Origin of the sequence: uncultured Pontibacter sp., assembly GCF_947502515.1 — a bacterium.
Taxonomy (GTDB): Bacteria; Bacteroidota; Bacteroidia; order Cytophagales; family Hymenobacteraceae; genus Pontibacter.
Genome location: NZ_CANNAI010000002.1, coordinates 356,548 through 372,061, shown reverse-complemented (window position 1 = coordinate 372,061; position 15,514 = coordinate 356,548). Strand labels below are relative to the sequence as shown.

General features: G+C 48.1%; 13 protein-coding genes and 2 tRNA genes. 11 read left to right on the top strand and 4 right to left on the bottom strand.

Annotated elements, in window-relative coordinates; genetic code table 11:
* The first annotated feature begins 17 nt into the window (after positions 1-17).
* The 9 genes from Q1A54_RS06365 (at position 18) to Q1A54_RS06325 (ending at position 9,848) form a co-directional block, all read left to right on the top strand.
* A complete protein-coding gene (locus tag Q1A54_RS06365; RefSeq protein ID WP_299985978.1) occupies positions 18-2,195 on the top strand; it encodes a DUF349 domain-containing protein in 2,178 nt (725 codons plus the stop codon).
* 130 nt (positions 2,196-2,325) lie between these two features.
* A tRNA-Thr gene (locus Q1A54_RS06360) sits at positions 2,326-2,398 on the top strand.
* Between the two features lie 22 nt (positions 2,399-2,420).
* A tRNA-Thr gene (locus tag Q1A54_RS06355) sits at positions 2,421-2,493 on the top strand.
* Positions 2,494-2,660: 167 nt separating this feature from the next.
* Complete coding sequence (locus tag Q1A54_RS06350; protein ID WP_299985976.1) at positions 2,661-3,827, top strand: hypothetical protein; 1,167 nt, start codon at positions 2,661-2,663, stop codon at positions 3,825-3,827.
* A 6-nt stretch (positions 3,828-3,833) separates the two neighbouring features.
* Positions 3,834-4,853 carry a metal-dependent hydrolase gene (locus tag Q1A54_RS06345; protein WP_299985974.1) on the top strand — a complete coding sequence of 340 codons (1,020 nt, stop codon included), beginning with the start codon at positions 3,834-3,836 and terminating at the stop codon, positions 4,851-4,853.
* A gap of 10 nt (positions 4,854-4,863) precedes the next feature.
* Complete coding sequence (locus tag Q1A54_RS06340) at positions 4,864-5,634, top strand: SDR family oxidoreductase (RefSeq protein WP_299985972.1); 771 nt, start codon at positions 4,864-4,866, stop codon at positions 5,632-5,634.
* A 147-nt stretch (positions 5,635-5,781) separates the two neighbouring features.
* Positions 5,782-6,024, top strand: coding sequence for a hypothetical protein (locus Q1A54_RS06335; protein WP_196114841.1), 243 nt, complete (start codon positions 5,782-5,784; stop codon positions 6,022-6,024).
* Positions 6,025-6,091: 67 nt separating this feature from the next.
* Complete coding sequence (gyrA, locus tag Q1A54_RS06330) at positions 6,092-8,644, top strand: DNA gyrase subunit A (protein ID WP_299985970.1); 2,553 nt, start codon at positions 6,092-6,094, stop codon at positions 8,642-8,644.
* Positions 8,645-8,714: 70 nt separating this feature from the next.
* Complete coding sequence (locus Q1A54_RS06325; protein ID WP_299985968.1) at positions 8,715-9,848, top strand: tetratricopeptide repeat protein; 1,134 nt, start codon at positions 8,715-8,717, stop codon at positions 9,846-9,848.
* A 181-nt stretch (positions 9,849-10,029) separates the two neighbouring features.
* Here Q1A54_RS06325 and Q1A54_RS06320 read toward each other — a convergent pair whose 3' ends face one another.
* Positions 10,030-10,953, bottom strand: coding sequence for an AraC family transcriptional regulator (locus tag Q1A54_RS06320; RefSeq protein ID WP_299985966.1), 924 nt, complete (start codon positions 10,951-10,953; stop codon positions 10,030-10,032).
* 122 nt (positions 10,954-11,075) lie between these two features.
* On the opposite strand from Q1A54_RS06320, the gene Q1A54_RS06315 reads away from it, so the two are divergent.
* Together Q1A54_RS06315 and Q1A54_RS06310 are read left to right on the top strand one after the other, a co-directional pair.
* A complete protein-coding gene (locus tag Q1A54_RS06315; protein ID WP_196114837.1) occupies positions 11,076-12,608 on the top strand; it encodes an aldehyde dehydrogenase family protein in 1,533 nt (510 codons plus the stop codon).
* A 62-nt stretch (positions 12,609-12,670) separates the two neighbouring features.
* Entirely contained in the window at positions 12,671-13,033 is a 363-nt protein-coding gene (locus Q1A54_RS06310) for a DUF779 domain-containing protein (RefSeq protein ID WP_299985964.1), read from the top strand.
* Between the two features lie 107 nt (positions 13,034-13,140).
* Here Q1A54_RS06310 and Q1A54_RS06305 read toward each other — a convergent pair whose 3' ends face one another.
* The 3 genes from Q1A54_RS06305 to Q1A54_RS06295 form a co-directional block, all read right to left on the bottom strand.
* Positions 13,141-13,575 (bottom strand): phage holin family protein, encoded by a 435-nt coding sequence (locus Q1A54_RS06305; RefSeq protein WP_196114835.1) that lies wholly within the window; start codon positions 13,573-13,575, stop codon positions 13,141-13,143.
* 96 nt (positions 13,576-13,671) lie between these two features.
* Positions 13,672-14,352 carry a peptide-methionine (S)-S-oxide reductase MsrA gene (gene msrA, locus Q1A54_RS06300; RefSeq protein WP_299985960.1) on the bottom strand — a complete coding sequence of 227 codons (681 nt, stop codon included), beginning with the start codon at positions 14,350-14,352 and terminating at the stop codon, positions 13,672-13,674.
* Positions 14,353-14,416: 64 nt separating this feature from the next.
* Positions 14,417-15,454, bottom strand: a complete 1,038-nt coding sequence (locus tag Q1A54_RS06295; protein ID WP_299985958.1) for a cation diffusion facilitator family transporter — start codon at positions 15,452-15,454, stop codon at positions 14,417-14,419.
* Between the last annotated feature and the right edge of the window lie 60 nt (positions 15,455-15,514).

Sequence of the window (15,514 nt, the reverse complement as noted above, 5' to 3'; positions counted from 1 at the left end):
GACTAAAACCTGAAGTCATGACAACTGATAAACAGCACACCGACGCAAACGGAGCTGAGGCCAACAAGCCCCGGCCACAAGACGAAGCACAAGCCAACGAGCAGCAGGCCTCGTCGCCGATGGACATTGTAGAACAGCGCCTCGCCGAAATCAACGCACAAAAAGAAAGCGCACAGGACAATCCAACGGAACAAGGTGTGCCCAAAGAAGAACAGCCTGAAATAAAACCAGAACTGGCTTCTGAGGCAGAAACGTCAGAAACAGAAAAAATAACAGAGGCCTTTGCAGATGCTAACCTACCGGAGGCGGAAACAGCTGCAGCATCTGAAACCGAATCAGCTACTACGTCTGAAACGGAAACACCTTTACAAGCAGAAACACCTGTAGACTCTTCACCAACCGCCTCAGCGGCACCTACAGCAGATGCAAAGTCTCCAGCAGCTGATGATCATCATGACGACGAAGAGTTGGACGAGGATGACCACACTGACTACACCGAGATGTCGATGGAGGAACTGCGCAACCATTTGGCCCAGCTTCTCAAAGGACCTGATGCAAAACGCAAGTACAAGAAGATCCAGGAAATCCATCGCCAGTATGAGGATAAATTCCAGGTTGAAAAAAACCAGGCACTAGACCGCTTCCGTCAGGAGGGAGGTACTGAAGAAGACTTTGAGTACCATGCACCGATGGAGCACAGCGAGCTGGAGCAACTCTATACTGCCTATCGCGAGGCACGTTACCAGGAGCGTCAGCACAGCGAGGAACAGCGTCAGCGAAACCTGGAGCGCAAGCGTGAACTGCTGCAACAGTTGCGTACGCTGGTAGAATCGGCAGAAACCAAAAACAGCAGCGATGAACTGAAGAAATTACAGAGTGAGTGGAAGAGCATAGGTCCGGTGCCGCCAGGCGAAGCGCAGGAGCTTTGGGATTCGTATCATGCACTGCTGGACATCTTCTATAACAACCGCAGCATGTTCTTCGAAATGAAGGAGCTGGACAGACGCCGTAACTTGGACGCCAAAGTGCAGTTAATCGAGCGCGCCGAAGCCCTTCAGAACGAGCCTTCAATTAACAAAGCCCTGCAGGAGCTTCGTCATCTGCACGAGGAGTGGAAGAACATTGGTCCGGTGCCTAATGAGCAGCGCGACACAATCTGGGAGCGCTTCATACAGGCCTCTGAGAAAGTGCACGAGCACCGTCGCACTTACATGGAAGAGCGCAAAACTGTTGAGCTGGCTAACCTGGAGAAGAAGCGCAGCCTGCTGGATCGTCTACAGGAGTTCCAAAGCTTCAACACCGACCGAATCAACGAGTGGCGCGACAAAACCGATGAGATCCAGAAGCTTAAAGAAGAGTGGGACAATGCCGGCCTCGTACCGAAAGAATACGCAGAAGAAGTCAACAAGACTTTCTGGAGCAATTATAAAGCATTCTTCCAGCATAAGAATCAGTTCTTTAAGGGGCTGGATGAACAGAAAATGCAGAACCTGCGCCTGAAGACTGAGCTGTGCGAACAGGCTGAAAGCCTGAAAGAAAGCACAGACTGGAATGCCACCAAGGAGAAAATGATCCAGCTCCAGAAGAAGTGGAAAACCATAGGCCGTGTGCCGGACAAGCATTCCGACAAGATCTGGCAGCGCTTCAGAGCCGCCTGCAACGAGTTCTTTGACCGCAAGCAGGTACAGGAACAACAGAAAGGGGCCGAAATGGAGAAACTGTCTTCAGAAAAGCTGGCCCTGTGCGATCGCGTAACAGAAGAACTGGCGCAGCCAAACACAACCACCTCGCTGGAAGACTACAACAAGATCGTAGCGGAGTGGAGCACCCTGGATGCCGGTAACAAACGTGTAAGCGCAAGGGTAGAAGAGAAGTTCCTGTCGCTGATGGAGCGTTACCTGGAACGCGTGCCTGATCTGCACTACGATGATCGTGCTACTATGCTGGCGCAGCTGCAGGTAGACCGTCTGAAAAACAGTCCGGACGCCTCACAGAAGCTGTACCAGAAGGAGCAGACGCTGCGTCGGGAGATATCACAACTGCAGAACGACATCCAGACACTTCGTACAAACCTCGACTTCTTTGCGCGTTCCAAGAATGCAGACAAGTTGCGTGAGGAGTATGAAGGCCGTATAGAAGACACACAGAAACGAATAGACATCCTGCAGCGGCAGCTGGCTGCTTTCAGAAGATAAAAATTTCTGTTTGATACTCAAAAGCTTATCGCAAAAGGGCAAAAAATCCTGCAGGAGGTGTTTGTATATTAAAAACTATATTATACCTTTGCAACGCTTTAGAACGATAGGGCAACACAAATAAAGTATCGCCTCCTTAGCTCAGCTGGTAGAGCAACTGACTTGTAATCAGTAGGTCGCTGGTTCGATCCCGGCAGGGGGCTCAACTTTATTTGTACATTTACCGCCTCCATAGCTCAGCTGGTAGAGCAACTGACTTGTAATCAGTAGGTCGTTGGTTCGATTCCGACTGGGGGCTCTTAAAAGGCTTCAGAGAAATCTGAAGCCTTTTTTGTTTTTAATCCTTCCCAATCCCCTCACTGCCTCTCCTTTGCAATGTTTTGACCTGAAGCAACTGATGCTATATATGCTTTTTCAAGTTTTATGACTTATTTTGGGGATTCATCCAAGTACTGAATCCGATCCATGCAACTGATAGAAGTAAACACACCTGAACTGGCTGAAGAGTTTTTGAAAATGCAGGTCAGGCTATACCGCAAAGACCCAAAGTACATCCGGCCGCTTGACAAGGACGTGCACCAGGTATTTGATCCCAAAAAGAACAAACTGCTGCGTGACGGCGAAGCCATCCGTTGGATTCTGCAGGACGAGACAGGTGAAACCATCGGAAGGGTAGCTGCATTCATCAACAAGAAAACAGCAAACTCTTTTGAACAGCCTACCGGTGGCATGGGCTTCTTCGACTGTATCAATGACCAGGAAGCAGCTAACATACTATTCGACGCCTGCCGTGACTGGTTGCAGGAACGAGGAATGGAAGCTATGGATGGTCCCATCAATTTCGGCGAACGCGATAAGTGGTGGGGACTTCTGGTGGACGGCTTTTACGAGCCTACCTATTGTATGAATTACAACCATGCTTATTACCAAAAACTGTTTGAGAACTATGGTTTTAAGCTTTACTTCAATCAATACGTTTACTACCGTACAGTAGACGACCCACTGGCACCTGAGTATCACGAAAAAGCACAGCGCGTACTGGCTGACCCAAGCTATACCTTCCAGCACCTTGACAGAAACAACCTTGACAAGTATGCCGAGGATTTTCGTGTCGTATACAACAAGGGCTGGGTAAAACATGAAGGTGTGAAGGCCATGGGCGAAGCACAGGCAAAATCCATTATGAAAGCCCTGAAGCCGATCCTGGATGAAAAAATCATCTGGTTCGCTTATCACAACGGAGAGCCTGCCGGTTTCTTCATTGCTATCCCTGAGTTGAATCAGTTGTTTAAACACGTGAATGGAAAACTGGACCTGTGGGGCAAAATCAAATTTGCCTATCATCGCTGGAGAGGGTCCTGCAAGACGATGTACGGCATTGTATTCGGTATCACACCAGAGTGCCAGGGCAAAGGCGTAGAGGCAGCCATGGTGGTGTCTGCAGCTAAACTGGTACAGGGTAATCCAAATATCCCTTACTATGATTTGCAAATGAACTGGATCGGGGACTTCAACCCGAAAATGATGAAGGTAGTGGAGCAGGTGGGGAGTCGTATTCTGAAAACCTATGTAACCTACCGTTTCTTGTTCGACAGAGAAAAGGAGTTCAAGCGTGCCCCGATCATTAAGTAGCCAAAGATGGATTCACTAACACAGATCGTACTGGGAGCCGCCGTAGGCGAGGCGGTGGCTGGCCGCAAGCTGGGCAACAAGGCGCTGCTTTGGGGCGCCATAGCCGGCACTATACCTGATCTGGACGTACTGGCCAATCCGCTACTGGACATGGTGGGCCAGTTAAGCTTCCATCGATCTGTCACACATTCTTTCTTTTTTGCCATTGTGGCCTCCCCATTGCTGGGCTGGATGCTTTGGCGACTTTACAAGAACGAACATGCCAGCTTCCGCGATTGGACCTTGCTGTTCTTTCTCGGCTTCACTACACACGCCATACTGGACAGCTTTACAACCTGGGGGACTCAGTTATTGTGGCCCTTCAGCAACTACGGGGTAGCGTTCTACAATATCTTTGTGATAGACCCGCTTTATACCGTACCCTTTCTGATCTGCGTGATTGCCGTCATGTTTTATGACAGGCGAAATCCCAAGCGTCGACGCTGGAACAATGCTGGTCTGATCATCAGCACCGTCTACATACTCTTCTCATTCGGAGCTCAGGCTTATGCTAAAAATGCGTTCACTGAAAGCCTGCAAGATCAAGGTATACGCTTTGAATCTGAGATCGTGAAAGCCACACCTTTAAACACCCTGCTCTGGTCTGTCACTGCGGCTACGGACGATGGCTTTTATACTGGCTTCTACTCCTTGTTGGACCAGGACAGGGATATCAGGTATAGCTTTGAGCCGCGGCAGGAACATTTGCTGGACGAATACCGGGGCCATCCGAAGATGGAACGCCTGCTGGAAATCACCAAAGGCTATCATGCGGTAGAAGAGGTCGAGCGAGGTATATACATCAAAGATTTACGATTCGGCCAGTTTGATGGCTGGCAGGAAGGCAAAGGGCAGTATGTGTTCGTTTACCATGTCTGGCGGGAGCAGGATGGCTCACTAAACTTTGAAGAAATAAACAACCGCCCAAAAATAGACGGTGACTACCTCAAAGCATATCTAAATCGTATTCTGGGAAATAAAGATTAAGTCAATGCGTATGACATCAGCAAGATGGTTGCTCAGTGGCAAGAAAGCCGTTGTAACAGGAGGCTCCAAAGGTATAGGCGCCGCGATTGTAGAAGAGTTTATTGCCCTTGGAGCCGAAGTGCTGGCAGTGGCACGAAAAGAAGCAGACCTGCAGCAGTTACAGGAAAAGTTTCCCGAAGGACTGCAGGTGCTCGTAGCTGATGTAAGAACTGCAGAAGGTCGTCAGAAGCTGCAGGACACAGTGCAAACTCTCTGGGGTGCGTTGGATATACTGGTCAACAATGTGGGCACCAACATACGCAAGCCGGTAACAGAATATACCCCCGAAGAATACGATTTTGTGATGAACACTAATCTGCGCTCAGCCTTTGAACTGAGTCGCGGCTTTTATCCGCTGCTTAAAGCATCTGAACAGGGCAATATCATTCATGTCACTTCGGTGGCAGGACTTACGCATGTGCGAACAGGTGCCATTTACGGCATGACCAAGGCTGCACTGGTGCAACTTACCAAAAACCTGGCAGGGGAGTGGGCTGCGGACGGAATCCGTGTCAATGCTGTTGCACCCTGGTACATCAGCACGCCGCTCGCCCAGACTGTGCTGCAAGATGAAAAGTACCTGCACGAAGTACTGATCCGAACCCCTATGCGCGTGATTGGAAAACCCGAGGATGTAGCAGGGGCCGTGGCCTATCTTTGCATGCCTGCAGCAGCCTATATCACTGGTCAGACATTGGCCGTTGACGGTGGTTTTACGATCAATGGTTTTCACCCCGCCTGAGGTGTAAAGCAGGTATAATAGCCGCACTCAGAGCAGCTAAACTATCCCCTGAAACACTGGTTTATTAATCCAAATTTTACTACTTTTGTATGATAAGGCTGCAAGAGCGCAACAACTGTTTCCAGTGCTCTTCATAACCCAACATGCATGGCAAAAATCCGACTGCTTTTACCCTTTAGCGCTGCTCTGCTGCTTCTGACTGTATCCTCCTGCAAACCACTTTGTCCCATCGGTCCCTGCCAGGTACGGATGGTGCATGCACATGGTGAGCAGGAATTCCGCGGCCAGCCCATTCACAAAAAACAAAACCCTAAAATAGGCGAAAAGCTGCCGAAGCAAACAGGGGAGGTGCACAAGCGCACCAACGACAAGAGCCAGCGCAAAAACTAATGAACGTTACAGGCTTCCGCCTGAAAAGTATATCAACCAACACAAAACTATTATTTAGACCTTGAACATGAACGAAGGCGAACGAATAATACCGATCAACATTGAAGACGAGATGCGCGGTGCATACATCGACTACTCAATGTCTGTTATCATTTCCAGAGCCTTACCCGATGTGAGAGACGGCCTGAAGCCAGTACACCGCCGTGTACTGTACGGTATGTCTGAACTGGGGGTATCCTATAACAAGTCCTACAAGAAGTCAGCACGTATCGTAGGAGAGGTGCTGGGCAAGTATCACCCGCACGGTGACTCCTCGGTATACGAGACCATGGTGCGTATGGCACAGGAGTGGTCACTGCGTTACCCGCTGGTTGACGGTCAGGGTAACTACGGCTCCATTGACGGTGATTCACCGGCTGCAATGCGTTACACTGAGGCCCGCCTCAAGCGTATAGCCGACGAGCTGCTCGCTGACCTCGATAAAAACACGGTAGACTTCGTGCCGAACTTCGACGACTCTCTGAAGGAGCCGTCTGTTATGCCAGCTAAGTTCCCGAACCTGCTCGTAAACGGTACGTCCGGTATTGCGGTAGGTATGGCAACAAACATGGCGCCGCACAACCTGACCGAAGTCATCAACGGTACGATCGCTTATATCGACAACAGGGAAATCACGATAGCTGAACTGATGCACTACATCACAGCGCCGGACTTCCCGACTGGCGGTATCATCTATGGTTATGATGGCGTGAAGGCCGCTTTCGAAACAGGTCGTGGCCGTGTGCTGATGCGTGGACGCGCTAATTTCGAAACAACTTCTACTGGCAAGGAGCAGATCATCGTTACGGAGATTCCTTACATGGTGAACAAGGCTTCTCTTATTGAGAAGACTGCTGCCCTGATCAACGAGAAGAAAATCGAAGGTATAGCTGACCTGCGTGACGAGTCTGACCGAGACGGTTTGCGCATCGTGTATGACTTGAAGCGCGACGCAATACCTAACGTAGTACTCAACAACTTATACAAGTACACACAATTGCAGTCTTCGTTTGGCGTGAACAACGTGGCCCTGGTAAAAGGCCGCCCGATGACGCTGAATCTGAAAGACCTGATTCATCACTTTGTAGATCACCGACACGAAGTCGTGATCCGCAGAACACAGTATGAACTGGACGAAGCCAGAAAGCGTGCCCATATCCTGGAAGGCTTGCTGATCGCCCTGGACAACCTGGACGAAGTGATCAACCTGATCCGTTCATCACGTGACCCGGAGATCGCCCGCAATGGCTTGATGGAGCGCTTTGCCCTGTCAGAGATTCAGGCTCGTGCTATCCTTGACATGCGTCTGCAGCGTCTGACCGGTCTGGAGCGTGACAAGATCCAGGCAGAGTATGCCGAGATCATGAAACTGATCGACTACCTTACTTCTGTTTTGAATGATGAAGGCCTGCGTATGCAGATCATCAAAGACGAGCTAAATGAAATAAAAGAGCGTTACGGCGACGTACGTCGTACCAGCATCGAGGCCTCTACCGGCGATATTTCTTACGAGGACATGATCCCGGAAGAGAACATGGTGATCACTATATCGCACGAAGGTTACATCAAGCGTACTTCGCTAAGCGAATACCGTAGCCAGAGCCGTGGCGGTGTTGGTTCACGTGGAGTAGCCGCTTCGAAAGAGAGCGACTTTACAGAACACCTGTTTGTTGCGAGCACCCACCATCACATGCTGTTCTTCACAGAGTTCGGCCGCGTGTTCTGGATGAAGGTGTACGAGATTCCGGAAGGAGGGAAGACCACCAAAGGACGTGCTATCCAAAACCTGATCAACATTGAGAAGGACGATAAGATTCGGGCTGTGATCAATGTGCGCGACCTTAAAAACCAGGATTTCGTGCTGAACCACAATCTGGTATTCTGTACTGAGCAAGGCACGATCAAAAAGACCGTATTGGAGGCTTACTCCAGACCACGTACCAATGGTATCAATGCGATCACGATCAATGACGGTGACCGTCTGCTGGACGTACAGCTGACCACAGGCAACAGCGAAATCATCATTGCGCTGGGTTCCGGACGAGCTATCCGCTTCAACGAGCATCAGGTGAGACCGATGGGTCGAAACGCTGCTGGTGTGCGCGGTGTAACACTGGCCGGAGCTGACGATAAGGTAGTTGGTATGGTTTGTGTAGAAAACGAGAACACAGAACTGCTGGTAGTATCTGAAAACGGATTTGGAAAGCGTTCACTGCTGGAAGAATACCGTATAACGAACCGCGGCGGAAAAGGAGTAAAGACCCTGAACGTAACGGACAAAACCGGCAATCTGGTGGCTATCAAAGGCGTGGTAGATACGGATGACCTGATGATCATTAACCGCTCAGGTATCACAATCCGACTTCGCGTAGCTGATATACGTGTGATTGGCCGCGCTACACAAGGCGTACGACTGATCAAACTGACAGAAGGCGACCAGATTTCATCCGTGGCAAAAGTGGAGATGGAGAACGAAGAAGAAGTAGCTGAAGCCCTGATGGAGCAGTCAGAACTGAAACCGGAAGACTCCTTGCAACCTGATAATCAGATAGATCCGAAAGCAACTGAGGATGAAGTTTAATCTGTAAAATGGAATTTTATTTTATTTATTAATCGTTTAACAAACAAACAAAAACCAATCTCTGAATAGTATGAAAAAAATACTGATGACAGCCATGGCAGCCGTAAGCGTTCAGGTTGCTGTCGCTCAGAACTCAGCCGTGAATAGCGCCGTGCTTAATCACAAGAACGGTACGCTTGACAAAGCGCTAGAAGACATCAATAAAGCCACAGAGCACAAAAAGACGCAAGACAAAGCCAAAACCTGGTTCTATCATGGTGTAATCAACCAGGACCTGATCGGCCACCCAATCTACGGAAAACTGGCTACAGAGAAAACTCCGGAAGTGGCACTTGCTTCATTCAACAAAACGCTGGAGATTGACGGTGAAAACGGTCAGTTCGGTAAGATGGTGCCAGAGCGTATGGAGATCTTGTACGGTCAGATCCTGAACCAGGCAGTTGAGTTTCACAACAACCAGGACTGGGACAATGCCATTGCCAAGTATGACATGGCTTCTAAGATAAATCCTTCAGATACAACGGCTGTGCTTTATGCTGCTTACGCTTCAACAGCCAAGCAGGATTATGCCTCAGCTATTAAGTATTATGATAAATTGATCGGTATTGGTCATACAACTGAAGATGTTTACAAAAACAAAATTCAGTTGCAGCAGGCCGTAGAAGCGAGCGACGAAGAAGTAATGGCGTCTATTGCTGCTGGGCTGGAGAAGCACCCGAACAGTGTATACCTGATGCAGGAAGAACTGCGTTACTACCTGAAAAACGACCGTGCTGACGAGGCAATGGCTAAGCTGGACAAAGCTATTGAAGCTGATCCGAAGAATGCCAGCCTTTATGCGGTTCGTGGTAACTTGGAAGAGCGCAAAGGAAACATCGATGCTGCTTACAAAAACTATAAGAAAGCAGTAGAAGTAGATCCAAATAACTTCGACGGTTTCTTTAACCTAGGTGTACTGGAGTACAACAAGGGTAGCGAGTTCAACAACAAAGCTGCCAAAATGGACTACGCGACTTACAAGAAGCAAGGTCCGGCATTGGAGAAGCAGGCTATCAAGCACTACGAAGCTTCATTGCCATACTTTGAGAAAGCGCTTGAAATCCAGCCTGAAGATCAGGCAACACTTGCCAACCTGCAGCGTGTATATACACGTTTGAAGCGTACTGCTGATGCAGAGAGAATCGGTAAGAAACTGAAAAACTAATCTTACTCGCTAAGATAAAAGAAGGAAAGGGAGCTTATTACAGGCTCCCTTTCTTATTTTCATATTTATTACTTAACATAATATAAATTATAAGACTGATTATATACGAGTATTAATACTCTATAATAAGTGTCACTGATAATATACTTTATGTTAAGTAGAGTGATCTAAACGCTAATCATTAATTATGCTGCTGCTGAAATGATTTTGGTGTGAGCCCGACTTCTTTTTTAAAAGCACGGATAAAATAATTCAGATTTTGAAATCCTGCCATATAACAAGCTTGTGTGACAGAGTTAAGCGGATTGCGCAGATAGTCTTTCGCAAGTCTGATGCGCTCCTTTAAAATATAGTCGGCTGGTGTATAGCCAAATTCCTCTTTGAATTTCCTGAAGAAACTGGCCCGGCTCATGCAGGCTTTGTCGCTTAGCTTGTCTACATCGATCTTCTCCCGAATACTGTCTTTGATGTATTTGATGATATGCGCAAATCTGTTGTTGGTTGCCAGACTCACATAATTTGTCTCAAAAAGCTGCCTGGCCTGCGTCTGCATCAGTCTCACAAGCAGCTCGCGCAGTGCTAAGCCAGCTAAAATATCCTTTTCTCTGTTCTTTTCATTGATGCTGATCCGGATTAGCCGGTTAATGATATCAGCTAGATCCTGGTTGTTCACCAGGTGAAACATTTCTTGGTCAATACTCCAGCAAGCATTCCGCTCTACCTTCGGGTACCGCTCATTCAGCAAAGCGACAGTTGTCTGAATTTGCTCCTGTGATATGGCAAGTGCAATGCATTGTGTAGGATTATCACGCTCAGCCTCAGGAAAATCAATCTTCATCAACTCATTGGGTGGCACAATGACCGATTCGCCTGGCAGATAATCAAATCCCTGCTTACCGAACAAGTGCATCACCTTTTTGCCACGCAACATACTTGTCAGGACAAGATCATTGAAAACGAGGCTCACTTTCTCCGCGGCCTGATGCGTTTCAAAAACATTTAGTTCGCAGTTCTCAAGTGTGTAGGCCGAACGATGCTCCACTAGCGTCGTAAGCGCCGGTTCTTTTAGTGTGGGCAGCTGTTGAAGTTGATGTTTTATGGGCATATATCTTAAACGGCTATAATCCTGTCTTATTCTGATATTAAAGATACATTTTTTGAGACAATAAGTTTAGTTTAAAAAGATATAAGTCAGGAGATTAGCCATGTAACCAAAACCTTTATTTTATGGCAACTCTAGATATGACAGCTGAAGCACAAAACGTGCTGGAACGCCCTCAATTCAAAGAAAAGTATGAACACTTCATCGGTGGTGAGTGGGTAGCACCGGCAAATGGGGAATACTTTGACAACCTCTCTCCCATTGACGGCAAACCATTTACAAAGGCTGCACGTGGCACTAAGGACGACATTGATCGTGCGCTGGATGCTGCGCACCATGCCTTTACATCTTGGTCAAAAACATCTGCCACGAAACGCAGTAATATTCTGCTCGCCATTGCCGACCGCATGGAGAAAAACCTGGAAATGCTGGCCCGGGTTGAAACTATTGATAACGGCAAAGCCATCCGTGAGACCCGTGCAGCAGACCTTCCGCTGGCCATCGACCACTTCCGTTACTTTGCCGGTGTGATTCGAGCAGACGAAAGCTCCATGTCTGAACTCGACGAAACAACGATCAGCATCAATCTACAGGAGCCACTCGGCGTAGTAGGCCAGATTATACCCTGGAATTTTCCGCTGCTAATGGCGACCTGGAAAATAGCCCCTGCCCTGGCCGCTGGCTGCACCATAGTACTCAAGCCAGCTGAGCAGACACCGACCAGTATTATGGTGCTGATGGAGTTGATTCATGACCTGCTGCCTCCAGGGGTGCTCAACATCGTTACTGGTTTCGGACCAGAGGCAGGAAAACCACTTGCCACCTCCCCTCGCGTTGCCAAAGTTGCCTTTACCGGCGAAACAACCACTGGCCGCCTGATTATGCAGTACGCATCCGAGAATCTTATACCTGTTACTATGGAGTTGGGAGGCAAATCGCCGAACATTTTCATGCCTAGCATAGCTGACGCAGATGACGAATTCTTTGACAAGTGTGTGGAGGGTGCTGTCATGTTTGCCCTGAACCAAGGCGAAATCTGCACCTGTCCATCGCGCCTGATTGTGCACGAGAGCATCTATGACCGTTTTATGGAGCGTGTCGTGGCCAGAACAAAATCCATCAAGGTGGGGCATCCGCTTGCCGAAGATACCACTATGGGTGCACAGGCCTCTAACGATCAGTTCGAAAAGATTTTGTCTTACATGGACATCGGAAAGCAGGAAGGTGCAGAAGTTCTTTGCGGCGGAGGTATAGCCAAACTAAACAATGGTCTTGAGAATGGCTATTACATTGAGCCTACGATCTTTAAGGGCAACAACAAGATGCGGGTTTTCCAGGAAGAGATCTTTGGTCCGGTTGTTTCAGTTACTACCTTCAAAACTGTTGAAGAGGCAGTTTCCATCGCAAACGATACGCTGTACGGCTTGGGTGCAGGTCTTTGGACACGCGATGCCCATGAGATCTACCAGATACCACGTGCCATACAGGCTGGACGAGTTTGGGTAAACTGCTACCACGCTTACCCGGCACATGCTCCTTTCGGTGGATATAAGAAGTCAGGCTTTGGTCGTGAAACGCATAAAATGATGCTCAATCATTATCGCCAGACCAAAAACATGCTTATATCCTATGATAAGAATAAGCTCGGTTTCTTTTAAGAGATAGTAAAACCGGAATCCCTGCTCAATTAATTAAGCAGGGATTCCTTTTTAAAGAAAATATGGATTTAGAACGCGTAAAAATTACCGAAGAAGCCAAAAAAGTAATTGATGAACTGAGAGGGAAGCATGGTCCGCTGATGTTTCACCAGAGCGGCGGCTGTTGCGATGGGTCGCAGCCTATGTGCTTTGAAGAGGGTGAATTTAAAACTGGAGACAGTGATGTGTTGCTTGGGCAGGTACACGGCTGCAATTTTTACATGAACCGTGACCAGTTTGAATACTGGAAGCATACGCAGCTAACCCTCGATGTAGTGCCAGGCAGAGGATCCAGTTTCTCCTTAGAAATACCGCTGGGCCTACGCTTTCACATCAGGTCCAGAATTTTCACTGATGAAGAAATGGAGCAATTGCAAGCTATATAGTGCAGGCCTCCCCTGCTATACCTTGTATAGCTAACACAGTAAGAGGCGGTATCATAGAATCTGATACCGCCTCTTACTGTGTTAATTAAAGACTTATGGTTTCCTTATTACAGATAAATAGTATAACCGTTAGACTCACTACCTTGCTTAGCATAAAACTGCTCAATATTAGGTTTGGTTTTAAGCATGGCGTAATCATCGTCTCCACCACGGGCCCAACCTAGGAGCGCTAAGGCAATAGCTGTGGCAATGGCTATCGCAAAAGCTGGCCACCAGCCGTCAACCTTAAAATTACCTACTAGTTTATCAACCAGTTTAATCATAAGCGCGGTCACAATCAGTCCGATAATGGCTTCCAGCAGGAAAAATGAAACCAGGTTAAGCACGCCGCGCAGCAGCCAGCCAATGGTTGCATTGAACAAACCGATCAGAAAAGCCACCCAGAGCGCTGTCAGAAAACTCTTAACATGCACTTGTGGCATGATGTAGGCCAATAACACAATAACACCGGCACTTACCAGTAAGTTGAGTATAAAATCCATAGTTTATAGTGTTTTAGTGACAAGATTTTGTCCTAATACGGATATAAACGCTTATAGATGTTTTTACTGTGATCAAAAGCTTGGATGGCCCTTCAGCTATTGTTTGATGTAACTGGGTTTAAGCTTACTGCGAAAAGCATCTTCGAATTTTAAAACCTTGGGATGGGTAATCGATATTACATAAGGATCATCCGGGTTATTGCGGTAATAATCCTGGTGATAATCTTCGGCAATCCAGAATTTACTGGCTGGCTTGAGCTCTGTGACAATCCGGTTACGAAAAGTACCGGCATCTTCTAATGCGCGCATATAATTACGGGCCTGCCTCCTTTGCTCTTCATCGTGGTAATAGATGGCCGATCGGTATTGCTTGCCTACATCGGGGCCCTGACGATTTAGTGTAGTGGGATCGTGTGTGGCGAAGAATACTTCGAGCAGTTCCCGGTAAGTGATCACATCTGGCCTGTACCAAATCTGCACCGATTCCGCATGACTTGTTTTACCGCTGCTAACCTGTTCGTATGTTGGACGCTCTTCACTCCCGCCCGTATAGCCGGACTCCACACGGTCCACGCCTTTAAGCCGTTCAAAATAAGCCTCTGTGCACCAGAAACAGCCTCCGGCGAAAGTCGCTTTGCTAAGTCCGAGTGTATCTGCACTGTCGCCGTAACTGTAAGCACTCTGCTGCAAAACAGTTCGCTGCTCTCCCCCAGACTCCGTGCAAGCCCAGAACAGCAGTAATAAGGGAAAAAACAGGTAAGTATATTTTCGTTCCATACGCCACAAGCCTTACTATTGGCTACGCTAATTTAACCGGTAGGTATAAGTTTTTGTTAAAATTTTAAGTACCTCTCCCCTCCGACCTTTCACTGCCGTCCGGGTTTTGGATGCCGTGCTTTTTATCAGCTATCACTTTGTCCAGATCCCATTCTACCCGCTTCCTGAAGGGAGCACGCCTTACATCACAATCTGACTTCGTACAAACCGGGCAGGACACTTCTACGCAGGGATCTGTGTGAATGAAAAGCTCAATATCAGGATCAATATGCTCACGTACCAACATGCCGACAGCCTCTACTTCTTCGTGGGCCTCCAACACCGTCAGGTACCAGGGCACAGTCAGGTGGCAGTCTATATGCAGTGTGTTACCATACTTGATGACACGCAGATTATGAATATCAATCCAGTTCTCACGCCGGTTCTCATTCAACACCTGTACAATACGCTTTAGCAGCTCATAGTCGGCCTCATCCATTATACCTGCCAGAGACACACGCAAAATGCGGTAACCAGTATAGCAGATAAAGGCTCCGAACAGAATGGCCACCGCACTGTCAAGCCATACCTGGCCGGTCAGGGACAGGAGCAAAAGACCTATCAGAATACCGGCAGTTGAATAGGCGTCTGTTTTGAGGTGTTTGCCTCCGGCAACCAGCGCCATGGATTTGGCCTTGTTCCCGTGACGCTCTGTCAGGTAGCCCACTATATAATTGACAATGCCAGAAATTGCAATCAGGTATATACCTGCATCGAGTCGGGAGATGACCTGAGGCTCAAATAAGTTATACACCGATTTCAGAATGATAGCCCCACCTGCCACCAGGATAAGAGAACCCTCCAGGGTAGCGGCCACAAACTCTATTTTGCCATGCCCATAGGGATGGTTCAGGTCCCGTGGCCGGGCTGAAAGCACAAGACTGTACAACGAGAAACCACCCGCCACCACATTGATAATGGACTCCAGGGCATCAGTCAGAATGGCATTGGAGTTGGTCAGATAAAATGCCAGGAATTTGGCAAGCAGCAGCAGCACACCTACAACCAGCACAAGCAGTTGCATGCGTATGTTCTCGTTTTGCTGCTGCAGCAGTTTTATCATTGTGTTGGCTTGTTTTCGGTAGGTACATGTCGTACCACCCTATACCTTACAAGGTACAAG

What these genes read in the sequence shown, in the direction of transcription:
- Q1A54_RS06295 (WP_299985958.1), bottom strand. Translation starts at nt 15,454, where the DNA reads ATGATAAAACTGCTGCAGCAGCAAAACGAGAACATACGCATGCAACTG.
- Q1A54_RS06365 (WP_299985978.1), top strand. Translation starts at nt 18, where the DNA reads ATGACAACTGATAAACAGCACACCGACGCAAACGGAGCTGAGGCCAAC.
- Q1A54_RS06340 (WP_299985972.1), top strand. Translation starts at nt 4,864, where the DNA reads ATGACATCAGCAAGATGGTTGCTCAGTGGCAAGAAAGCCGTTGTAACA.
- Q1A54_RS06310 (WP_299985964.1), top strand. Translation starts at nt 12,671, where the DNA reads ATGGATTTAGAACGCGTAAAAATTACCGAAGAAGCCAAAAAAGTAATT.
- Q1A54_RS06320 (WP_299985966.1), bottom strand. Translation starts at nt 10,953, where the DNA reads ATGCCCATAAAACATCAACTTCAACAGCTGCCCACACTAAAAGAACCG.
- msrA (WP_299985960.1), bottom strand. Translation starts at nt 14,352, where the DNA reads ATGGAACGAAAATATACTTACCTGTTTTTTCCCTTATTACTGCTGTTC.
- Q1A54_RS06315 (WP_196114837.1), top strand. Translation starts at nt 11,076, where the DNA reads ATGGCAACTCTAGATATGACAGCTGAAGCACAAAACGTGCTGGAACGC.
- gyrA (WP_299985970.1), top strand. Translation starts at nt 6,092, where the DNA reads ATGAACGAAGGCGAACGAATAATACCGATCAACATTGAAGACGAGATG.
- Q1A54_RS06305 (WP_196114835.1), bottom strand. Translation starts at nt 13,575, where the DNA reads ATGGATTTTATACTCAACTTACTGGTAAGTGCCGGTGTTATTGTGTTA.
- Q1A54_RS06335 (WP_196114841.1), top strand. Translation starts at nt 5,782, where the DNA reads ATGGCAAAAATCCGACTGCTTTTACCCTTTAGCGCTGCTCTGCTGCTT.
- Q1A54_RS06345 (WP_299985974.1), top strand. Translation starts at nt 3,834, where the DNA reads ATGGATTCACTAACACAGATCGTACTGGGAGCCGCCGTAGGCGAGGCG.
- Q1A54_RS06350 (WP_299985976.1), top strand. Translation starts at nt 2,661, where the DNA reads ATGCAACTGATAGAAGTAAACACACCTGAACTGGCTGAAGAGTTTTTG.
- Q1A54_RS06325 (WP_299985968.1), top strand. Translation starts at nt 8,715, where the DNA reads ATGAAAAAAATACTGATGACAGCCATGGCAGCCGTAAGCGTTCAGGTT.